At 41.1% G+C, this 23,358-nt stretch carries 17 protein-coding genes and 1 pseudogene; 10 read left to right on the top strand and 8 right to left on the bottom strand.

The genetic code is table 11. From position 1 onward, the window contains the following. Positions 1–72: 72 nt before the first annotated feature. Complete coding sequence (locus QUD05_RS06895; protein WP_289795420.1) at positions 73–807, top strand: HAD family hydrolase; 735 nt, start codon at positions 73–75, stop codon at positions 805–807. A gap of 151 nt (positions 808–958) precedes the next feature. On the opposite strand, the gene QUD05_RS06890 is transcribed toward QUD05_RS06895, so the two are convergent. From QUD05_RS06890 to QUD05_RS06875, 4 genes are all read right to left on the bottom strand, one after another. Next, positions 959–1,426 (bottom strand): DUF4231 domain-containing protein, encoded by a 468-nt coding sequence (locus QUD05_RS06890; protein WP_289795419.1) that lies wholly within the window; start codon positions 1,424–1,426, stop codon positions 959–961. Positions 1,427–1,429: 3 nt separating this feature from the next. After that, complete coding sequence (locus tag QUD05_RS06885) at positions 1,430–2,182, bottom strand: TRP family putative cation channel (RefSeq protein WP_289795418.1); 753 nt, start codon at positions 2,180–2,182, stop codon at positions 1,430–1,432. Between the two features lie 178 nt (positions 2,183–2,360). Further along, complete coding sequence (locus QUD05_RS06880) at positions 2,361–4,241, bottom strand: sensor histidine kinase (protein WP_289795417.1); 1,881 nt, start codon at positions 4,239–4,241, stop codon at positions 2,361–2,363. A 110-nt stretch (positions 4,242–4,351) separates the two neighbouring features. Then, a complete protein-coding gene (locus tag QUD05_RS06875; RefSeq protein ID WP_289795416.1) occupies positions 4,352–10,240 on the bottom strand; it encodes a trifunctional serine/threonine-protein kinase/ATP-binding protein/sensor histidine kinase in 5,889 nt (1,962 codons plus the stop codon). Positions 10,241–10,431: 191 nt separating this feature from the next. On the opposite strand from QUD05_RS06875, the gene QUD05_RS06870 reads away from it, so the two are divergent. The 4 genes from QUD05_RS06870 (at position 10,432) to QUD05_RS06855 (ending at position 13,414) form a co-directional block, all read left to right on the top strand. Then, positions 10,432–11,157 (top strand): pyridoxine 5'-phosphate synthase, encoded by a 726-nt coding sequence (locus QUD05_RS06870; RefSeq protein WP_289795415.1) that lies wholly within the window; start codon positions 10,432–10,434, stop codon positions 11,155–11,157. Positions 11,158–11,353: 196 nt separating this feature from the next. Continuing rightward, the gene (locus QUD05_RS06865) at positions 11,354–12,073 is read left to right on the top strand and encodes a nuclear transport factor 2 family protein (protein ID WP_289795414.1); all 720 of its coding nucleotides are present in this window, start codon (positions 11,354–11,356) and stop codon (positions 12,071–12,073) included. 61 nt (positions 12,074–12,134) lie between these two features. Continuing rightward, positions 12,135–12,464, top strand: coding sequence for an MgPME-cyclase complex family protein (locus QUD05_RS06860; RefSeq protein WP_289799903.1), 330 nt, complete (start codon positions 12,135–12,137; stop codon positions 12,462–12,464). Positions 12,465–12,754: 290 nt separating this feature from the next. Then, positions 12,755–13,414: a hypothetical protein gene (locus tag QUD05_RS06855; protein WP_289795413.1), complete on the top strand. Its 660-nt coding sequence runs from the start codon at positions 12,755–12,757 to the stop codon at positions 13,412–13,414. A gap of 270 nt (positions 13,415–13,684) precedes the next feature. On the opposite strand, the gene QUD05_RS06850 is transcribed toward QUD05_RS06855, so the two are convergent. The 3 genes from QUD05_RS06850 to folD all read right to left on the bottom strand — a co-directional run bounded on the left by QUD05_RS06850 (position 13,685) and on the right by folD (position 16,445). Continuing rightward, the gene (locus tag QUD05_RS06850) at positions 13,685–14,140 is read right to left on the bottom strand and encodes a divergent PAP2 family protein (RefSeq protein ID WP_094350479.1); all 456 of its coding nucleotides are present in this window, start codon (positions 14,138–14,140) and stop codon (positions 13,685–13,687) included. A gap of 327 nt (positions 14,141–14,467) precedes the next feature. Further along, positions 14,468–15,400 (bottom strand): geranylgeranyl diphosphate synthase CrtE, encoded by a 933-nt coding sequence (gene crtE, locus QUD05_RS06845; RefSeq protein WP_289795412.1) that lies wholly within the window; start codon positions 15,398–15,400, stop codon positions 14,468–14,470. A 157-nt stretch (positions 15,401–15,557) separates the two neighbouring features. Further along, the gene (gene folD, locus QUD05_RS06840; protein ID WP_289795411.1) at positions 15,558–16,445 is read right to left on the bottom strand and encodes a bifunctional methylenetetrahydrofolate dehydrogenase/methenyltetrahydrofolate cyclohydrolase FolD; all 888 of its coding nucleotides are present in this window, start codon (positions 16,443–16,445) and stop codon (positions 15,558–15,560) included. Between the two features lie 330 nt (positions 16,446–16,775). Between folD and QUD05_RS06835 the strand changes: the two genes are divergently transcribed. The 5 genes and pseudogenes from QUD05_RS06835 (at position 16,776) to QUD05_RS06815 (ending at position 20,593) form a co-directional block, all read left to right on the top strand. Further along, on the top strand, positions 16,776–17,192 hold the full coding sequence (locus tag QUD05_RS06835) for a hypothetical protein (RefSeq protein ID WP_289795410.1): 417 nt from the start codon (positions 16,776–16,778) through the stop codon (positions 17,190–17,192). Between the two features lie 21 nt (positions 17,193–17,213). Then, positions 17,214–17,648: an NUDIX hydrolase gene (locus QUD05_RS06830; protein ID WP_289795409.1), complete on the top strand. Its 435-nt coding sequence runs from the start codon at positions 17,214–17,216 to the stop codon at positions 17,646–17,648. Positions 17,649–17,786: 138 nt separating this feature from the next. Next, positions 17,787–18,890, top strand: a complete 1,104-nt coding sequence (locus QUD05_RS06825) for an AI-2E family transporter (RefSeq protein WP_289795408.1) — start codon at positions 17,787–17,789, stop codon at positions 18,888–18,890. Positions 18,891–19,426: 536 nt separating this feature from the next. Continuing rightward, positions 19,427–19,813, top strand: a pseudogene (locus QUD05_RS06820) (IS4 family transposase); the annotation flags it as partial. A gap of 36 nt (positions 19,814–19,849) precedes the next feature. After that, entirely contained in the window at positions 19,850–20,593 is a 744-nt protein-coding gene (locus tag QUD05_RS06815; RefSeq protein WP_289795407.1) for a Uma2 family endonuclease, read from the top strand. Positions 20,594–20,820: 227 nt separating this feature from the next. Here QUD05_RS06815 and QUD05_RS06810 read toward each other — a convergent pair whose 3' ends face one another. Then, on the bottom strand, positions 20,821–23,358 hold the full coding sequence (locus QUD05_RS06810; RefSeq protein WP_289795406.1) for a caspase, EACC1-associated type: 2,538 nt from the start codon (positions 23,356–23,358) through the stop codon (positions 20,821–20,823).

Below are 23,358 nucleotides of genomic sequence, written 5' to 3'. Positions count from 1 at the left end.
GGAAAAACCCTCTTTTTTTATGTGGAGAATCGCTGAAAGTGAAGAGTTGGGAGTAGTTAGAAGTTAAATATTATGGCAACCATTAAATGTAAAAATACCACTTTTGATAATATCCAGGCAATTTTGTTTGACAAAAACGGTACTCTAGAAGATTCAGAAACGTATTTGCGATCGCTAGCACAAAAAGCAGCAAGATTAATAGATGCTCAAATTCCTGGAACTGGGGAACCCCTATTAATGGCATTTGGCATCAATGGCAATTTTCTAGATCCCGCAGGTTTAATATCAGTAGCAAGCCGCCGCGAAACAGAAGTTGCGGCTGCGGCATATATTGCCGAAACAGGAAGAGGATGGTTTGAGTGCTTAAAAATAGCCCGTCAAGCTTTAGATGAAGCGGAAAAATACATTGGACAAACTCCTTCACCACTGTTTGTAGGTAGCTTAGACTTGTTGAAATATCTACGGGAAGGGGGTTTGAAACTTGGCATTCTCTCAGCTGCGACAACTGAAGAAGTACGTAATTTTGTAGCCAATCACCAGTTAAGTGATTATATCCAGTTAGAAATGGGCGTAGATGAAGGGCCGAGTAAACCAGATCCAGTGTTATTTTTGCAAGCTTGCCAGGCTTTGGGAGTTGAACCGAACGCTACCTTGATGGTGGGTGATGCAGTTGGTGATATGCAAATGGCGCGTAATGCTAAAGCCGCAGGTTGTATTGGTATCACTTGGGTAGGTAAGTCAGATCATGTCCGAGGTGCAGATGTGGTGATTAATCAACTTGATGAAATCCAGATTTTAGAGGATTAATTTAGACGATTTTATTCTTCTTTCTTCTCTTCTAAATTGGTTATCTTTGTATTTGGCAGAAGGATATGGTCTTCCTGATTGTGTCTTTCTTCTTTCTTTTCTTGTACAACTTGAGTAGCATATATTTCCACATCTCGCTGAATAATATCTTCTACATGACTTGCAAATAGATTAAATGCCTGTTCGTGGCTTGGATAAATACGATAAGGGCTGTCAACTGTGAGAATTGCCACCCTTGGGTTTTCAAAGACTCAACTGTTCGGCGATAGTGTCGCCAGCGTTCTCCATAGTGAAAAAACTCTTCAATGGCAGCACTAATAGCAACTATTTGGCTCAAACCAAAAGTTGACCACATAATGATATCCCTGTTGTTAGGTTTGAAATTAGTGTTGATATTTAAACTTACCAATGCTGGGAGAATTACACCACCAATAATAGTTGTTATCCGTAAAAAATAATGGCGATCGCGCGATAAATTTGCCTTCCTTTCCATCCAGAGTACTTGGTCTAACCAGCGCGATCGCAAAAAATGTTTTTGCACATCACCTAAATTAATACCTGCAAATAACTTGTTAAAATCTTCTTTTAAAAATTCGTGATAACTATCTTTTTTAGCCATTTTTTACTCCTCATTAGAAAGTAACCCCTTAATTACTTTGCCTAAACTCTCAACTCCTTTCTCTAAGTCGATTAAGTCGATGTATTGTAATGTACCAGATTTAGCTAGCTTTTCGGCTCGTTCATCAGTAGCCTTTCCACGCAAAGCATCTGCAAGTATATCTGCGGTTCTACCACTACCAGCAATCACAATAACTAACCTTCCACTATCAACGCTAGAAAACGCATCCTTAAAGGTAATTTCACCACCGTTCAAGAGTAGTGTCACCGAAGGTGCATCATTAGCCAGCATAGTCGCAACGCAAGATATCCAAGGAGACTCGTCGCCCCAATCATTACCAGGAACTAGCACGAAATGAGTATGGTTTGGCTCTAAGGGTATTAAATCAGCAGCAGTTTCTGAATAGTTAGGTAAAGCCACTTTACTTTCGGGTGTCACACCAACCAAAGCAAACTTAGCACCTATCTGGGTACGAGCCGCACCCATCATTCGCATAATTCCTACATCCGTACCTCCATCGACGACATAAGCCCCTAAAGTTTCGGCAATGGGGGCTAAAACTTCCACAAACAACCTTTGAATTCGGAGAAAGTCAGCTTCACTGATGTTACTTGCACCCCCCACTACTACTAAAACAGGACGCGAACCGCCAAGCCCTATTTCCTCAAGAGCATTTGGCAATTCCGCTTGCTGCTCAACTTGAATAGCTAATGCTGTTTGCCCATTGTCAAAGGTAAGTTTTAAACAACTTTTCATTTTTTAAAAATATTGACTGCTGAGGTTTTCCAGCGTAGTGCTTCGCAGTCCTTTTCTGCAAGTGTTGTATTCCGTTCTCACCAAAAGGACTCTCTTTTTCTAGCATAAATTGCTGCATTCTTAATTTCGTAAGCTTTTTAGCTTATTTTGTCGCCACGTCAGATGTTATCAGTAATTTTTACTTGCTACTTGTTAAAGGAATAACGATGGTAAACTCTGTTCCATATCCTGGAGTAGAATAAACTTCAATAGTTCCTCGATGTTTATCTACAACAATTTGATAAGCGATCGCCATTCCTAATCCGATTCCTTTACCCACAGGTTTAGTAGTGAACATATAGTCAAATACTCGTTGCTTTACCTCTTCTGACATCCCAATACCATTATCGGAAATCTGAATAATCACTTGTTTTTCATCAGTGAGTTCAGTCTGAATGCGAATTTGTCCTTCATTCTTTACTAATGATTCTTCTATAGCATCAATTGCATTCACTAGAACATTCATAAACACCTGATTGAGTTGCCCCGCATAGCATTCTACTAGGGGTAAATCACCGTACTTCTTAACGATCTGAATTTCTGGTTGATTAGGCGTGGCTGTCAGGCGATGATTCAGAATCATCAGAGTGTTTTCTAATCCTTCATTAATGTCTACAAATTTCATATCTGCCTCATCAAGGCGCGAGAAATTACGCAGCGACAGCACAATTTGACGAATGCGCTTAGTTCCCACTTGCATCGATGCCATTAACTTAGGTAAATCTTCTGCCAGAAACTCAATATCAAGGTCTTGGATGCGATCGCTAATTTCGGGTGTAGGATTTGGGTAAGTTTGTTGATAAAGCTTGAGCAAATCGAGGATGTCTTGGCTGTAAACGCTAGCATGGTTGAGGTTGGCATGGATAAAATTGGCAGGATTATTGATTTCATGTGCCACTCCAGCAACCAATTGTCCCAGGCTAGACATTTTTTCGGTGTGGATTAGTTGAGCTTGGGTATTTTGCAATTCTTTCAGGGTTTTGCTGAGTTGTTGCGCCTGCTGGCTAGAAACAAAGGCGCGATCGCGAATCTGTTCATATAGTTGTACTTGTCGCCATGCACTAATCAACCCAACTACCAACAATCCTCCTAAAACTGTAGCCAACAGGTTCAACGCCTGCAATGGCGATTCAATATTTTCTTTTGGCACAATTAACGCTACTGACCAATTTGCCTCTCTCAGGGGAGTGTAAGCAACATAACTCCACTTACCATCCAGTTGAAGCAATTCAATATTTGTGCGTTTAGCTACCATTTTTTGGCTAATTTCAACTAATCTGGGATTACGCGAGTTCAGAAAACTCTTGGCAGCTTTTTCGGGTGTACCAATTAGTTCCGTGTTGGGATGAGCGATGGGAATTCCTTGAGAATTAAGCGCAAAGGCATAGCTGCCTTTACCTTGATGTAAATTGCTGATGACCTCAACGATCCGATTAATTGGAATTCCTCCCATTAAAACACCTGCTGGCTTTGTACCTCTTTCGGCAGGAATCGGTGAACTAATCTGAATTTGTAATTGATTGCTTGTACGTCCAAGAATTGGATCGGCAGCTACTGTGTCACCCGCCATACTCCGCTGAAAAAATTCTCGGTCTTTAACATTTGGAGCACCTCCTTGAGTATTAATCAATGAACCATCCGGTACGGCAAACGCGATGAGCAAAAACAGTTGCAGCCGCTTCAACTCAGATTGCAAGTAAGGTTCCATCGCAGACCAATCTAGCGATCGCACCACAACAGAATTTGCCAAAGTCTTAATTTCTGTCTTCCGAATGGCTAGCCAGTTATCGATATCATCTTCACCTTGCCGTGTTTTTAACAGTGCTTGCTCCTTGAGACTATCGAGTAGCAATCCCTTAACAATCTTGTAACTAGTGATAGCTGTGGCGCTAATGCTAATGGATAAAATCACCACAATTGATAACAATAGTAAGTTTCGCGATCGCTTTTTCAAAGAATAGTAGTTTTTGTTGATTTTAGCACTCCATCGGGGATTAATTTTCAACCAGATTTTTCGCATTTTAAGCATCATCGTTGCTTTACTCCAAGTTAAAATTTAAAAAGTAAAAATGAAAAGTGCTGAGTAAACTAGAAATTACTCAGCACTCATAACTCATAACTCAGCACTAATTATTGTTGTTGAGTAGAGATTTGAATGACAAACTCTGTCCCCTTTCCAAGTTCGGAAGTACAAGAGAGCGAACCACCATGTGCTTCTACCACAATTTGACGAGCGATCGCTAATCCTAATCCAGTGCCTTTTCCGACAGGTTTGGTGGTGAACAAATGGTCAAATACTTTTTGTTTAACCTCTGGTGACATCCCCACGCCATTATCAGCAATCTTAATCAAAATATTCTGACCTGAGTCTGCTACACGAGTTTGAATGGTGATGCAATTGGGGTTAGCAAGAATCGCTTCCAAACTCCGTTCTGCATTGTGTTGTTCAAGTGCATCAATGGCATTTGCTAACAAGTTCATAAACACCTGATTAAGTTGTCCAGCAAAGCATTCCACGAGGGGTAGTTTGCCATAATTCTTCACCACCTCAATTGCCGGACGGTTTTCATTAGCTTTTAAACGGTGTCTGAGAATCAGAATACTGCTGTCAATGCCTTCGTGAATATCAAAGGGAACTTTATAATCCTTATCTGCTCTAGAAAAGGTTCGCAAACTGGTACTAATACTGCGGATACGGCTAACACCCAATTTCATCGAGTCTAGCAATTTAGGTAAATCTTCACGTAAATAATTCAGGTCGATGGCATCAATTTCATCTTGAATATCTAAACCAGGATTGGGAAACTTTTCTTGATAAAGATTAATTAGACCCAACAAATCTTTGACATAATCTTTGGCTGGTTCTAAGTTGCCAGCAATGAAGCCGACAGGATTGTTAATTTCATGGGCAACACCTGCTACCAAGTTACCAAGGGCAGACATTTTTTCACCTTGCACTAATTGTAATTGCATCGTTTGGAGTTCTTGTAATGCTTGCTCTAATTGTTGCTTTTGCTGTTGTAGCAATTTTTGTGATTGCTGGTATTTAGTGATATCTTCAGACGTTCCCAGGATGCCAAAAACGTTTCCTTCTCTATCTTTTAGGGGAATTTTATTTGTATTAGACCAGATTTGTTTTCCGTCTGCTTGCTGTAATGTTTCAATAATATTTAGTTCAGCTTGTCCAGATTCCATAATGCGGCGATCGCACTCTACATACCAATCTGATTCCTCGCGAGTCCAAGATAAATCGTAGTCTGTTTTAGCAACAACATTTTCTGGTATTCCTACACCCGAAGCTTGAGCAAAGTTATGATTACAGCCTAAATAAACACTATTGCGGTCTTTCCAGAAAACAGATTGGGGGATGTTATCCATAATTAACCGCAAGAATTGTTGCGTCTGTCCCAAGTTTTCTAGAGTATTTTGTGCTTGCTGATAAAGTCGGGCATTTTCTAGGGAGATTGCAGCTTGAGTGCATAATAGATTGAGAATTTCGACGCGATCGCTAGTAAAAGCTCCACTCATCAGATTGTTTTCTAAATATAAAATTCCTAAGAGTTTCCCTTGATAGAAAATTGGTGTACACAGTAAGCTTTTGGGTTGCTGACGAATAATATAGGGATCGGCTATTAGCGCCGGATGCAATATTGCATCAAAGATAACGGTAGGTTCCAGACTGCGTTTGACGGCGCAAATTAGACTATGAGGAACATCTGCACTATCTTCCATAAAAATGGACTGTAACACCGTTGATCTCTGCCCAACTTGAGCAGTCGCCTCAACTAGCAATCTACCTTCTTTAAGTAGTAGTAACGCACACTTATCTGCTCCAGAATTTTCAATCACCACTTGCAACAGCTTCGTAAGTAATTTATCCAGTTCAATTTCACTAGAGAGAGTCTGAGAGGCTTTTAAAACTGTTGCCAAATCTAGCATTATTGATGTGTTGCTGCTAGAAGTTACTGATTTATTAATGCTTGGGTGGAAGGTACTAATGCTGTCAATATTTGCGAACGTCTCATTGGATGTGAGTAGTGAACGCTTCTGCTGTAAAATGGGGGCTAGCAGTTGTGGATAATGCTGTTCTAGGTCATTGACTTTGGCTTTAGCATCCCAACGGGTGTAGCAATAGTAAGCATTAATCAAATATTCTTGAGCAATGCGTTCTTTGCCCCATTCTAAATAAAACTTGGCTGCAAGTTCGTTGGCGAGAGCTTCTTCATTAACGTATTCATTTTCTTTAGCTTTAGCAATGGCGCGATCGTATGATTCAATTGCATCCATATACTTGCCAGAAATTCTTGCTATTTCCGCAGATAACAAGAGATATCGATGTAGAAAGTTTTCTGGGCAACTATTCGCCCAGGTTTTCTGAATTTGTTGATGCTCTTGAATAATGTCCCAATACCGCTTTTTCTTCTCTAATGTCACATTGGGATAGAGAGCTATCAAACTGAGTGGATAATAGAAATGATACTGAATAATTGGGAAGAAACCAGAGTTACAACCAAGAGTTTTCTCAGCTTCTTCTGCTGCTTCCAAAGCATCTACATAGCGCCCATAAAGGTACGATAATTGGATTTTGAGAAAGCAGTACCAATTAATTCCATGTTCAAAGTTGTTCTTCTGTCTCCATACTTCGATATAAGGAATCTCTTCGTTATTGCGATCTTCTAATAAATCGGTGGTTTTAGATATATCTTGCAAATTCAATAAAAACTGCCGCTGTAAAGTAAATGCATACAGCATATTGACATCATTAACCTGTTGGACATAACTCAGATATTTTTCAGTTTCCGCGTAAACATCTGAGAGGCGATCGCCCTTAATTAACATCGCCCAAATCAAAAACGAAACAGCCCAAACCCCAAACACCAAATTTCCAGTTTCTTGACAGATTTGGAATGATTGTTGAGAAAGCGGCAAATTCGTTTTTAAATGCTGATTGTAGGGATTTATGGTATGTGCAAAGATATTATTGGTCTTAAAAATAAATTGGGTGCTATTGAAATGACGATCGAGTTTTAGTGCTAATGTACCAAACTCATAAGCTGTTTGATAATTTCCTTGATTTGCCAGACTCATCCCATATAAACAGTAAGCAAAACCAGAGCTTTCTGCATTGCCATACTTCAACGATAAACCGATCATTAATAGAGGAACCAAGCAACTGAGGTATTGATCTCCTCCCATATAAGCTGCTGCCCAAAGGTCAGCTAAAATACCCATACAAACCTTCTGATCTCGATCTGTCATCTCAGGCAGATCGAATAAATCTGATATACGAACCGTTTGCAGTTTAGCTTTTAATTCTTGAAGTTCAGTTTCGATAGCAGCTTGCTGTTCTTCAGAAGTAACTGGCAGATTCATCCCCATGATTCTCAAACCTTTGACTCCAGCTTCAATACTAGCTGCTAGATTTTCACCCTGAGTCATTTTCAGATACATCTGAATCCTATAAATATCTACTTTTTCAAACCTATCTTGGCTTTGAGCTAACGCTATATCAAATAATTTTTCAGCTTGGTAAAAGCTACCAGTAAGATATTCGCATTCTGCGGATTCTCGATATAATTCAAACGTAATATTGTAATTAAATAACCAACTTTCGTCTATTAGTAATTCTCTGCCTAAAGTGAAATATTTCAGGCCTGCTCTATAAGCAGTAGAAGCTTTTGCTTTTTTACCAGCAATTAGATTTAGTTGAGCAAGTTCATCTCTTTGAGATTGTCCATCAATTATGTCAATTCCCTCATTTAGCTGATTAACAATGTCAAAAATACTGGTTTCAAGCGCTTCAGGTGATGTATTGTTTAACAGTAATTGCCCAATTTTGAAATGAGTAGCTTTTCGTTGAGATTCAGGGATAAGGGAATAGGCTGCTTGCTGAACACGGTCATGAAGAAATCTGTAAGAGCAAGAGTCAGGAGAATTGTATTGCTGAAATTCTGAATTATTAATTATAAATTCAGACTCATCATGGTAGAACTTATAAACCTCATTGGTAGGAATAATCAACCCATCTTGCACAGCTTTCCAAAAATCTGTGGCTGTTTCCAACTGGGATTTTTCATGGACGATCGCTAATGTCTTTAAATCAAATTGGTTTCCTACACAAGCTGCTAACTTCAAAACTTCTTGAGTTTCTGTTGACAACTTTTGCAGTTGAATTGCCATAAACTCTACTACATCATCACTAAGAGCGAGCGATCGCACCTGAGCAATATCACATTCCCAATAACCACCATTAAAATTAAATGTAATTAGTTGATCTTGATGTAGCGCCTTGAGAAACTGGGTACTAAAGAAAGGATTCCCTTTAGTTTTTCTCAATACTAATTCTGTTAAAGGTGTGGCTAAAGCTAAAGAGCAACTCAATGTATCTGCAACTAAATGATTGATAGAAACCCGATCGAGGGGTAATAAGGTAATCGTATTGACTGTGGCATCTAATTTCTGAATCTCTTCCAAAGTCAGCATCAGCGGATGTACTGGGTTGACTTCATTATCTCGATAAGCACCAATTAAGAGTAGATAGCCGATGTCAGCTTCGCTCATTAACAAGTGCATTAACTTTAAAGAAGCAGAATCTGCCCATTGCAGATCGTCAATAAAGATCGCCAATGGATGTTCTAATGCAGTGAAGACTTGAGTGAATTTCAAAAACAGCGAATTGAAGCGATTTTGTGCCGCACTTCCAGAGAGTTCCGGCGCAGGTGGCTGTTTACCAATCATACTTTCCAGTTCTGGAATCACCTCAATCATCACTTGTCCGTTCTCACCCAAAGCAGAAAGAATTTTGCGCTTCCATTGCTCGAATTGGGCGTCAGTTTCACTCAGCAGTTGCCCGATTAAGTCTCGAAAAGCTTGCACAAAGGCAGAGAAAGGGATGTTGCGCTGGAACTGGTCAAATTTACCTTTAATGAAATAACCCCGTTGTCGCACAATTGGCTTGTGGACTTCGTTCACCACAGCAGTTTTGCCAATACCAGAGAAACCTGCTACCAAGATAATTTCAGTGCTTCCCTGGCTAACTCTTTCAAAGGCATCCAATAAGCTTTCAACTTCAGCTTGGCGACCGTAGAGTTTTTCTGGGATGATAAAGCGATCGCAAATATCCCGCTGACCTAATTCAAAAGATTTAACCCTGCCAATTTCTTGTAATTGAGACAAACATTTTTCTAAATCAAATTTTAGCCCTAATGCACTCTGATAGCGGTCTTCAGCATTTTTCGCCATCAACTTCATCACAATCTCACAAAGAACTTCGGGAATCTCCTCTTCCCCGTTGCCCCCTAATTGTTCTGGTTGCTTGGCAATATGACAGTGAACTAACTCCATCGGATCGTTAGACTCAAAAGGTAGGTGTCCAGCCAGCAATTCATAGAAGGTAACGCCGAGGGAATAGTAATCACTGCGATAGTCAATTCCGCGATTCATCCGTCCGGTTTGTTCGGGAGAAAGGTAGGCGAGAGTACCTTCTAAGACATTAGGACTGTAAATTTCCTGGGTTTCTCTGGGTAAAAGAGAGGCAATGCTAAAGTCAATCAACTTGACTTGCTTAGTTTCCGGGTTGATGAGGATGTTGGCTGGCTTGATATCTTTGTGGATAATTCGATGGCGATAAAGTTCGTCAAGAGTATTACTCAGAGCGATCGCAATATCCAAGAACTCTGTCAGAGTATATTGGTTGCTCCCTATTTTTTGGTTGAGCCAATCTTTGAGGGAAATGCCGCCAAAATCCTCCATCACCAAAGCATAGCTGTTGCGGTAAGGTTCCAGGCTGTAGGGACGAACAATACCGGGTAAATTAAGATTTTTAGCAATAGTGTACTGATTACGGAACAGCAGCAGTTCATTGAAGGTAGGATACTCTTGCTGGAGCAGTTTGATCACAACCGGAAGTCCATCCGCCTCTCGAATAGCACGGTAAACTAAGGTTCTAGAGCCTGCATAAAGTTGTTCGCTAATTCGATAGTTCAAAAACTTGTCCATCGGCTCAACTGCTGTATTCATACTTCATCAACTCTTGTTAAATCAGCTACTTATTTAAAGTAGTTTGCCCAAGAATAAGCTTTTGCTAACTCAGTTTTCTTTTAAAGAATCGCATTTTACGCGTGTAATCTATCTGTAGCTCCTTCAGCAAAACTACCGCTATTTCCGGTAAAATCAAGTTCTGAAGACTGTGGATTTGGGAGAAACTTGGGGTGGCTACACTTGGCGTTAACATTGACCACATCGCCACTATCCGGCAAGCGCGGCGGACGGTGGAACCAGATCCGGTAGCGGCGGCGGTACTGGCAGAATTAGCGGGTGCAGATGGAATTACGGTGCATCTGCGTGAAGATCGGCGACATATCCAAGATCGGGATGTGCGGATATTGCGGCAAACAGTGCGATCGCATCTTAATTTAGAAATGGCCGCTACAGACGAAATGCTAGCGATCGCTCTCGATATCAAACCAGATTACGTAACTTTAGTCCCCGAAAAGCGCGAAGAAGTCACAACAGAAGGCGGACTAGATATTATTGGTCAAATTGCTAGAATAGGTGAGATAGTCGATAAATTGCAAAGCGCTAGCATTCCAGTTAGTTTATTTATCGATGCCGAACCTGCACAAATCGAAGCATCTGTCAAGATAGAGGCGCAGTTTATCGAATTGCACACCGGACAATATGCTGAGGCTAAAGATGAAACAAATCGACACCGAGAATTATCCATATTAGCTAAAGGGTGTCAACAAGCGATTCAAGCTGGATTGCGAGTTAACGCTGGTCATGGACTCACCTATTGGAACGTCTATCCGGTGGCTGCGCTTCCAGGCATGGAAGAACTGAACATTGGTCATACCATCATCAGTCGGGCAGCATTAGTAGGTATAGAAAGGGCAGTCCGCGAGATGAAGCAAGCTATAAGGGGGAATGGGCAATAGGGCATGGGGCATTGGGCATTGGGTATAGGGAAAGGGAAAGGGGTAAGGGGAAAAGGGGAAAGATTAAATTTATTCCTTTTCCCTTTTCCCTTTAACCTTTTCCCCTGCTCCCCCTGCTCCCCTGCTCCCTATATAAAAAGAGGGGTTGTCACTGCGAAATCTAGAAATTGGGATCAAATCTTCAGCAAAAACTTCTATGAGCGCAACAGAGTCTAACAACCTGCCACTTTGGGTACAGAATAGAGATAAGGTGATAGCAGAAAGCACTGATGTCGAGTGGCGCTATCAGACACCGCCTGATTATTCCCGTTCAAATGAGAATCTTGCTAAAGAAAGTATCTACAATCATCTTGAAGGAACACTGGAAGCGATCGTGCAAAACTTAGTGAGAACCTTTGAGATGGAGGTATCCTTCAAAGCTAACCCGCAAGAGTGGTTATCTATTGTGAATGACAACTTTCGCGTCAGTACCAATGGCGGAGTAGAGTATACCGCAGCAGATTTATCAGCCCAAGGTACTTACAATCTATTTATGCCTGATTCAGAGCATTACAAAGCTTCAGAAGAAACCTTTGAATCATCCGCAAAAGTCTTCCACACAACATTTCCCCAAGGATTTCCTTGGGAAGTTCTGGAAGTTTTCTCAGGGCCCCCAAATGTCACATTTAAATGGCGGCATTGGGGACATTTTAACGGAGAATATAAAGGCCATGCGCCTACTGGAGAGACAATAGAAATTATCGGTATGAGCATTGCAAAAGTTACCGATGACTTGAAGGTTATTTCCTTAGAACACTACTTCGACAATAATCTGTTCTTGGAAAAGCTAACATCTGGTGGCAAACAGACAAACTCTGAAAACCAGAAAAGTGCTTGTCCATTCAGTTCTTGGTTCAAGAAATCCCACAAAAGTTAGTTTGTCAGGGTACAGAGTCACTGTGCCCTGAAATTATTCACATAGCAACCAAAGGATGAAAATGCAAACATACCATTACGTTTTGGCAAGTCACCGCTTTCTTCTCGAAGAAGAACCCATACACGAAGTTCTCAAAGAACGCACCCGTAACTACCACGAACAAGAAAAACAAATCGATTTTTGGTTAGTTGAGCAACCAGCTTTCTTAGAAGCACCGCAGTTTAAAGAGCTAAAGGCAAAGTGTCCCCAACCAGCAGTCGCAATTATTTCTACAAATCCTCAATTTATTACTTGGTTAAAACTGCGTTTAGAGTACGTCATCACTGGCGAATTCCAGGCTCCTTCTGAGGCAATACCAGATGCTTTAGCATCGTTAGTTACCGTATCTTAGGCATAGGGCATTAGACATTGGGCATGGAGAAAAGACAAGGAAGATGGGGGAGACAAGGAAGAGACTTGTTCAATAATTCCCTCTTGTCTCCCTTGTCCCCCTGTCTCCCTTGTCCCTCTTGCTCCCCTGCCCCTCTGCCCCTCTGCCTCTTTCCCACACCCTAATTTTATTTTTGAGTAACAAAATATATTTTTTGACACATATTTCATCACCATACTGAAGTAGCTAGGTTTTCAGCTTTTTTCTTATAAAATCTTCTAGGACACCTTAATTTACATAATCTAACTTTTGTGCATAGATTTCAGAATTTACCAAGTGTTTTAGGATTAGCGATTGTAGGGTTGATTGGTGGTATGAGTTCTGTACTTGCTCAAAAAACCATTCCCTCTTGTCAACCACCAAATGCGGGTGAGTATCTTTTATTAGTAGTCAGTCCCACAGCAAATAATCAAAAGCAGTTACGTAGCGCCTTACCACCCGAACTTAAAACTATTACCTGCAAATATCTCAACGAAACTGTGACGCGAGTCGGGGGTTTTAATAAAATTGACGATGCCAATCGTTGGGCAAGATATGTCAGCAATATTGTTGGCTTGTCTGCCATAATTACAACTCGACCGACGACAACGGCAGATGCGCAGCCACAGTCACAGCCCAAACCCAAACCACCTCAGCAGACAGTCAGTTATAATCCTCAAGCTTTAGGAGAAGGTTATGCAGTGCTGGTAGATTATTACAACCGTCCAGAACTAGTAAATAGTGTGCAGCAAGTGGTGGGAGGTAACGTCGGTTTTGTTTCTTATGGACAACGCCCCTACTTGCTAGCAGTTTATACCACTAACCAAACTGAAGCCTATAATACATTGCAAAAGCTAAACAATGGCGGTTTCGTTGCCAGTCTAGTAGATAGTCGTAAGGTGATTCTGCTGCGTTCGACTGTGCGGTTTTAGTGATATTAAGTTCACTGGTATCTTGATGCGATCTACCAGAGTGGTAATTTGTCAATTGACCTAATTTGGGATTTTAAATTCAAAATTTCAAAGGATTTTCAGCGAATATATTTATACTCGTTCTGCGAGAAGCAAGTTATTTGGAACAAATCCTTTCATCCTTAATCCCCTGAATTTATTTACGGGGTAAATCTAAAATCCAAAATTGATTGACAAATTACCAGTTACTAATTATCAATATCTCCTCAAACAAAGATTTATTGCCCTAGTTTAATAAGCAGACCTAGCTAACCAATAGATGGTTATACCCAAAGCCGATCCAGCGATTACCTGAACTGGTGTATGTCCGAGTAATTCTTTCAGACGGTCTTGGCTAAAGTCTGGTTTTTCATGGAATAATTCATCAATCATTTGATTGAGAATACGAGCTTGCTTACCAGCCGCTTGGCGAACTCCAGCTGCATCATACATGACAATGATGGCAAAAACGATCGCAACGGCAAAATCAGGAGATGCCCAACCCAGTGTTTGCCCTACACCAGCGGCTAGAGCCGTAACCAGAGCCGAATGGGCACTGGGCATACCTCCGGTTGTCACCAAAACACGCACATTCAATTTGCGATGTTTGACGATCTCAACTACGAGCTTTAATGCTTGAGCAATTAAACAAGCTACCAGAGCAACCAGCAGCACCCGGTTGTCTAAAATGTTGCCTATGTCCTGCATGTTATTTTGGTTAGGTTAGTAAATATTAGCAGCAGTTGTTGGTTGAGGAAACATTTAGATTCAACCCAAAATTCCCAAATTGATCTATCAGGTTAGAAAAAGACCAGCGATTCAAAATAACCTCAAAGCTTACTTGATAAGCTTTTGTAATTTTGAATCAGTGAATTTTTAATTTCGCTGGGCAGTAGTAGTACAGTATGGTGTAAATAAACTACCCATTCCCAATCAATAAAACGCTTGCGGTACAGGAATTACGAATTACGAATTACGAACTTGTACTGAGCGTAGCCTCTCGTAGAGAAGTATTACGAATTACCCAAAGCGTTACTAGTTATTACGGCTGGTAATAAAATGAGCGATCGCTTGGAGTGGTTTAGCTTTGTCTCCAAATGGTTCTAATTCTACACAAGCTTCTTTAACTAGCTCTTGGGCTTTTGAGCGCGATTCCTCAAGTCCCCAAAGGCTGGGATAGGTAACTTTATTAGCTCTTTGGTCTTTGCCAGCTGTTTTACCTAATTGCTCTTGGGTAGAAGTGATATCCAAAATATCATCGATGATTTGGAATGCTAGCCCAATATTTTGAGCATAACGGGTTAGTCGCTGTACATCTTCAGGTGATGCATTAGCAATCAGCCCGCCACAAACTACGCAAGCTTCCAAAAGTGCGGCTGTTTTGTGTTTATGAATGAAATTTAGGGTTTCTAAGGAAATATCAGATTTACCTTCCGACTCTAAATCGACAACTTGACCGCCGACTAAACCAGCTGCCCCCAACGCCCGACCAAGACGGGCAATAACCTGCAAGACTACCTCTCTCTTAACGCTTTGGGGGGTTTGAATGGCAACAGACTCAAAAGCAAGAGCTAACAAGCCATCCCCAGCCAAAATCGCTACATCTTCACCATAGACTTTATGATTTGTCAGTTTGCCACGACGGTAATCGTCATTATCCATTGCCGGGAGGTCGTCATGAATCAACGACATTGTGTGGATCATCTCCACAGCACAAGCTGTTGGCATGGCCATCTCAATGGTTCCACCCATCATTTCACAGGTGGCAAGGCAAAGAATGGGACGTATACGCTTACCTCCAGCTAATAACGAGTAGCGCATCGCCTCATAAATCTTTTCTGGATAAATGACTGGGATAGCCCGATCCAAAGCATTATCACAAAGCTTTTGTCGCTCTTTTAGATAGCCTGCTAAGTTAAATGTGGCTTCCTCTGGTGGTGTCTTTTGGACGTTATCAGTTGCTACCATTCTTTAATTCCTGACATTTTGCGATTTTTGCCTTATACGTCACAATTTTAAGGTGCTGTGGGGCTGAAAAAAATGAAGAGTTAGGAGCAGAGACGCGATTAATCGCGTCTGTACAGGATTTGGAAGTTAAGAGTTATTAAGAATAGTTTTTAACTCTTCACTCTCTTTCTTCTTTTGCCGCTCTGGAATAGCTAGCAAATGTATTTTCCAACAATATGGCAACAGTCATTGGGCTAACACCACCAGGAACTGGGGTGATAAATCCTGCTACATCAGCGGTTGATTCAAAATGGACATCGCCAATGAGACGACTTTTGCCATTAGCATCGGTGACGCGATTCATCCCCACATCTACCACAACAGCGCCCGGTTTCACCATATCAGCAGAGATCAATCCGGGACGACCTACTGCTGCAATTAGAATATCAGCATTTTGGGTGATGGTTTTGAGGTCATGCGATCGCGAGTGAGCGATCGTGACTGTGGCATCAGCTTCTAATAACATCAGTGCCATCGGTTTACCCACCAAAATACTGCGCCCCACCACTACTGCTTGTTTTCCTTGCAAAGGAATCTCATATTCTTGTAAAAGGCGCATCACACCAGCCGGGGTGCAGCTACGTAAACCGTTTTCTCCCCGTACTAGTCGCCCCAAGTTAACTGGGTGCAGTCCATCAGCATCTTTATCGGGATCAATTTGATGTAGCAGAGTTACAGCATCCAGGTGGTTAGGTAAGGGCAATTGCACAAGAATGCCATCCACTCTTTTGTCGTGGTTGAGTGCAGCAATTACCTCTTCTAACTCCTCAAGGGTAGTTTCGGCAGGAAAATGCTTACCAAAAGAAGCGATCCCGACTTTAGCGCAGGCTTTTTCTTTATTGCGTACATAAGCGGCTGATGCTGGGTTATCACCAACCATCAACACTGCTAAACCAGGAGGTCGTCCAATTTTTGGTTGTAATTGTGTAATCGCAACAGAAAGTTCTTGCTGAATTTTTGCTGCTAATGCTTTCCCATCAAGGAGTTTGACAGTTTTTGTTTCCATGAAAATCCCCAGCTATGTTCGCTTTTTGTCCAAAGTCCAAAATGAAAATATTGATTCTTAACTCTTGACTTTCGACTATTATTGTGTTGCTGTTTGATGTCGTAGCGTTTCTCTCACAGTAAATTCATAATGTTTATTTTCTCAGATCAGCGGCATCATCTGAAGAATAAAGAATTGGGAGAGTGGGAGTGGGGAGATGAGGGAGCAGGGGAAAACAAGGGGACAAGGAAGAATTATTAAACAATTTTCTTCCTTGTCTCCCCCCTCTCTCTTGTCTTCCTTGTCTCTTGCCAATGCCCCATACCCAAAATAAATAAATCGGTGGCTTTAATGCGACAAACGAAAAATCTTTTCCTTTCGTTCTTGTACGGGCACAGTATTGTTCCTTACCGTTTAGGGTTGACTTTTTTCCTGATAACAGGACTTTGTAGTTGTGGTAACTTGACATCGCCTGGTTTGCCTGGTGCTGGCTTAAAAATTGGTAAAAATGTTACTCCAATTGGAGAGATTAAACCAAAACAAGACAATCAGGCTATAGTTTACATCCAAGGTCAGGTAGAAAAGCAAGCTCCCCTGATCAAACAGTGGGCTTATAAAATTAAGGACTCAACGGGCAAAATTTGGGTAGTCACCAATCAAAAAAATCTGGGTGAAGGTTCAGAAGTTGTAATTAAGGGTAAAGTTCGCTACCGAAGTATTCCCTTAGCTGGCAAAGAATTGGGGGAAGTTTATCTAGAAGAAGAATAATCAGCAATTAAAAATAAAGACATGAATAATCAACAGGTGCACGTAGCGATCGCAATTCTCTACCAGAAAAACAAGTTTCTCATGCAACTGCGTGACAACATCCCTGGTATTCTCTACCCTGGTTACTGGGCGCTGTTTGGCGGTCACATCGAACCTGGTGAAACGCCAGATGTAGCGGTAAAACGAGAAATTTTAGAAGAAATCGGCTATAAACTACCACCCTTTCTTGAATTTGGCTGTTATCCCAACGAAAGAGTTGTTCGTCATGTCTTTCATGCACCACTCTTGGTGGAATTAAATCAACTGGTTCTGAATGAGGGCTGGGATATGGCGTTATTTACACCAGAAGATATTCGTCAAGGTAACTGTTATTCACAAAATGCTGGCGAAGTGCGACCTTTAGGGGCAATGCATCAAAAAATTATGTTGGATTTTATTGAGAAAAATCCAACATAATTTGGGGATTAGTCATTTGTCATTGGGGATTGATTATTAATTCTTCTTCCCCTACTCTCTGATCTCCCTCATCCCCTACTCCCCACATCTCAAGAAGCCAAAATAAAGTTAGAACGAACTCTTATGGGGTCATCACTAATGCAATCAGCAAACAAACTGCCGCGATGGTTAACTATAGGATTGGCATTTCCCATTGCCATTCTCAACGGCTGGCTATTGCTCCAGGTTATACAGTATTTTCAACCCTTAGTTAGCATTATCGCCGCTGCCATCCTCCTAGCTTTTGTCTTGAACTATCCAATCCAGTTTCTTCAGGAACAAGGAGTCAAACCCAACTTAGCGATCGGGGGAGTGTTGCTTTTGACTCTGGTGGTTTTAGTAGCTTTAGGCATTACTTTGGTTCCCTTGATTATTCAACAGCTGGTTGAACTGGCTAATATTTTGCCCAGTTGGATTGATTCTGGTACTCAGCAACTGCAAGCTTTTCAAGATTGGGCGTTAAGTCAACAGCAACTTCCGATTAATTTAAGTGGTTTATTTACCCAAGTTCTAGAACGATTATCTAACCAACTTCAGTCCTTCACTGGTAGAATTCTTGGTTTTGCTGTCGATACCATTGGTATTGTCCTCAATGTGCTGCTGGCAGTAGTGCTGACTATCTACTTAATATTGAATGGTGAACGTCTTTGGGACGGAGTTTTTCAGTGGTTTCCCCCTAATATTGGGTCAAGATTACGGGAATTACTGCGAGAGGATTTCCACAATTACTTCATCGGTCAAGCAACATTGGGAGCTGTGTTAGGGGTGACAATTACACTAGTGTTTTTGGCGCTGCAAGTTCCCTTAGCTCTATTGTTTGGTATTGGTATTGGCTTATTTTCACTCTTCCCCTTTGGTACGGGGGTAGGTATTGCCATAGTAAGTTTGTTGGTAGCGCTGCAAAATTTTTGGTTAGGGGTGGAAGTCTTAGGTGTAGCTGTTGCGATCGACCAAGTTAATTCTAATATTATTGCACCTCGAATTCTCAGCAATTTGACTGGCTTAAATCCTGTGTGGGTGGTGATTTCTTTATTGCTAGGCGCAAAGTTGGGAGGAGTACTGGGTTTGTTAATTGCGATCCCGATTGCCAGTTTTATCAAGGATATAACAGATAGCTGGCGGGCTGGAGAGTTTAATAAGATAGAGGATATAGAGTCAGAACCTATTACGGTAACAAGTGATAGAGCAGGGACTTATAGTTAAAATCAAATCATTCAGATTAACTTAAAAACTGGCGATATTGTCCATAAATAAAGTGCAAAATCATAATTTATGATGCTAAAAAACAAGAAGCTCTTAATTTGTGCATCAAAAATTTTCTAGCAAGCAAAATAATCGTAAAAAATTTGATTGTAAATGTAGTCTGCACTTCTCTACGAGACCCTGACGGGGCGACAAAATAAGCTAAAAAGCTTACTAAATCAAGAATGTAACAATTTATGCTAGAAAAAAATACGTCTAGTTTTTTCAAGAAGAACTATAGCAATCCTATTTGATTTGTGAAAAATTATAAATAAGAAAACGAACCGCAAAGTACGCTTTCGCGCAGCGTCTCGTCAGAGAAGGGCGTAAAGGGAAGAAAGAAGAAAGAGATATATAACTTTCACAAATGATTTAGGACTGCTATATCTATTGATAATGTTACCTAAATATTTCCCAAACACATCTCAAAAGTCAACTGACTAGTGCCGAATATCTCTTTCTGCAAATTTTGATTAACGTGCTGCAAGTGATTAAGGTTTATTTTAACAAATCGGGAAAATTTAGAATTAGCGAACGCTGCCTATAAACGAAGGTTTGATATTGAATAAATGTTCCGTGATTTCAAAAAAGGTGGCTATAATTTCGAGGATACTAATGTATGTAATAATCGATTAATAAGTTTAATTTTATTGATAGCGATCGCCGACACTTCTGCCACAATCTCTGGACAAAACATTAAACGTCAAGGTGTCCAAAAACATGTTGGTCGTGTTAAAGAATATGGGCGCACAGCCAGGCAGCATAGCAGTTTTTATATTGGCTTATATGGTCAGATTTGGGTGAATTTTTGGGAATCATGTCAAGATTTAGTCACGGTTTTAATGAAACGTAATTTTAGAGATTGGGTGAAGAATAATTTATGATAGAAATCTAAGGCTTTCTCAGAAAGGCGATCGCTCATGACTACCGAAAACAACCCAGCAGTCATTGTAGACTGGGAACACCCCATACCGCCGACAGATTTAATTTTTGATGACGGAGAACCCTTGGAATCAAATCGCCACCGCATTGCCATGAATGTGTTGATTCGGTCATTGCAGCAAGCTTGGGCTGACCGGAATGATTTTTTTGCTGGTGGCAATATGTTTATTTATTACAGCAGCGCCCAAGTACGTAATCAGGATTTCCGTGGCCCCGATTTCTTTGCTGTCTTGAATGTGGATGGAACTAATTCTCGTCAAGGTTGGGTAGTGTGGGAAGAAAACGGTCGTTATCCTGATGTGATTGTAGAATTAATGTCACCATCTACAGCCAAAATAGATCAGACTGTTAAGAAAGACCTTTACGAACAAACTTTTCATACTTCAGATTATTTTGTCTATGACCCCTTTGACCCCACTTCTTTGCAAGGGTGGCATTTAGATCATAATCAGCAATATCAATCTTTGACACCAAATGAGCGTAGTTGGTTGTGGTGTCAAAAGTTAGGTTTATGGTTGGGAACGTATGAAGGAACAATAGACAGAGAAACGGCGGTATGGTTGCGGTTTTATGATGTAGCTGGCAATTTGGTTTTGTTACCAGAGGAGGCTGCTGCTGCACAAACACAAGCCGCAGTTGTACAAGCCGAAGCTGCTGCTGCAAAAGCGGCTCGTTTAGCAGCTAGATTGAGAGAGTTGGGTGAAAATCCAGATATTTTGTGAGGGATTTTAGCAAACAAACTATTGAATTGATGTCTAGATCCCCGACTTCTCAAAGAAGTCGGGGATCTAAATTTTCATAAATGATTTAAGAATGGTATATTTGTTTGAAGTGTAAATTAAAAAGTAGATGTAATCGCTATTTTGTAAACTCACAATAAACAGGTGCGATCGCTATTTTAAAAAGTTATAAGAAACAAGTGCGATCGCTATTAAGTAAAGCTTCACAACTAAGGTTGAATCCGCACAAATTCATATTTATCAGTGCCAGGTATTTGTTGAACTTTGACTAGAAAGATGGGATTGTCTTTGCGATCGCCTGATTCTGAAAACTGAATCTTTCCTGTCGCACCATCGACTGAAAAACCCGGACTATGCAACACCTTTTGTAATTCATCGCGTCTGTTGGTCTTGGTTCGTTGTAAACCTACGATGATCGCCAAGGTTGCATCATAAGCCGTAGCTGTTCGCCAATTGACAGTTGCACCCCAAAGTTTTTGGGCTTTTTGCGGAAAGATGTTATTAGGAAATGCTGCGGGATACCAAGGTGCAGAGATTATCAGTCCGTTGATACCTCTGCCCTCCTTTAAGGTTTCGTTAGTGAAAAGTGTAGGACTACCAAATACAGTCAACTGCCCTTGATTAGATTGTGCCACCGCTAGACCTTGCTTTATTTTGTCTATATAAAGACCTAACACTAAGGCATTAGCACCGCTACGTACAGCTTGAGAAATGACAACACTAGGGTTAAAGTCACGGGCAGAAATATTGCACTCTGTAGAATTAATCTGACCGCCAGCAGCTTTTATCGCTTTAACAAACTCATCGTTAAACGACTGATTATCTATCCCTTGGTAATCAACACAGATAAGAAAATTGGTTTTACCCGCTATTTTAATGGCGTAATTAGAGACGCTATCTGCTATGGATTTAACACTAGGAGCAGTGCGGAAGATATAATTGCCAACCCTGTCAAGGTTTTGGGCATAACTGGTGGGAGAGATCATCACTAACCCGTCTTTTTGATAGACTGGGGCTGCGGAGAGAGAAGCATTACTGGAATTATGTCCCACGACAGCTAAGATGTTGGTATCTTTGCCAAACCGAGTGGCAAGCTGTGCAGATTCACTTGGATCATTATCATCATTAGCGATCGCTACCTCCAAAGCTTCGCTATTGATGCCACCACTGCTATTCACCTCATCTTGAGCTTGAGCCACACCGCGCAGTATCTCTTTTGCTACATTTGGATTTGTCCCGATAGGTACGCTCACAGCAATTTTGAGCCGATCTCCTTTCTGACGAGCTTTAGCATTATTCAAGTAAATCAATGCTTCTGGGTCTGTTCTATTAGTAAGATTCGCTTGACGGTATGAATTAAACTTATTAATAGCAGTCTGACAATCACCATTTAAAAATGCTTTCACTCCAGCTTCTTTATCTGAGTTCGTATCTTGTTTTAATAAAATTTCTTCACCCAAACTAATTCTGTCACCCAAAGCATACCCCTCTTTTACACAGGAATTTACTATAGATGAAACTACAGGTTGAGGGTCATCTTTACCCCTAGAAAAGTAGACTACAGTACCACCAAAAATTACTCCGATTACTCCGAGAATGGAAGCTACTATATAGTTAAATTTTCTAGGTTCGGGAGGTGGAGGATTGACAATTACCGGAGGCGGGGTAAGTGGCTGTTCAGCAATTATTGGAGCTTCAACTAGGGCTATATCTTCATCTCTAAGTCCTAACGTTTGTTGAAGACGTTTCAAATCCGCCGCAGCTCTCTCGCTGAGAGGAAACCCTTGTTTAATCTCGTCACGGAACGCTAGCTCATATCGCTGTAATTTTCTCTTTTTGTCTTTGATAGGTGTTAAAACCTGAGTTTCAATTGCAACTGCATCTTCAGGTGATAGTTTTAGCGTCTCTTGTCGTGCGTCCAATGCAGCGCGACCAGTAACAGAAATTTTGCCGTTACCACCCTCTACCCAATACTCAACGTCTCTACGATATTTGAGTTCAGGATCGTCAATAGGTGCTTTGGCAAGGTTAATTTTATAACCTTCCTTGACAGCATATATTTCTGGTTTCATTGCAGGGGCAGCTTCTTGAACCTTACTTTTGGCATACTCATGCAATTCATCAATAGAAATCCAACCATCTTCATCTCGATCTGCTGCACCAGTCTCCAGTCCCTCAACTATGTAGCGGGTGTAAGTTGAAGTATCCGATCCTTGCTGTTCAAAAGAATATTGGGTTGAGGTACTAGATGTCAGAACAGCTCGTCCTTCTCCACCTAATTGGTTTTTAACATCCACAAAACCCTCATCTTTTGGGGACATACCCTCGGCAAACGCGCCACTAAAGCAACAATCGAGAATCACTACCTCACGTTTGGAACGGCTCTTGTTCATTACATCATGCACAAAGCTAGCTGGCACTGTTGTTGCCCTAGCTGGTACTCCCTTGCCGATTTTGCGTGTGTTATGAGCTGCAAAGTAAAGCTTGCCGTCCTCGTCTTTAATGCCGTGACCAGAGAAAAATAGCAGCACAAGGTCATCTTTTTGACGATCGTCAAACAAGATTTCGATCGCGACCGCCATCTCATGTTGTTGAGGATTCAGCAGCACTTTTACCTCATCAAAACCGCCAATCTCTGGGTGCAGCAAAACTTGCTGCATCGCCTCGACATCTTTTGTTGCTGCTGGCAATGGAGTAAGACCAGGCTCATACTCACTTACTCCTATTAGAAGTGCTACTTTCGCCAT

The organism is Nostoc sp. GT001 (assembly GCF_030382115.1).
Lineage (GTDB): Bacteria > Cyanobacteriota > Cyanobacteriia > Cyanobacteriales > Nostocaceae > Nostoc.
This window is presented reverse-complemented; position numbering and strand designations above follow the sequence as displayed.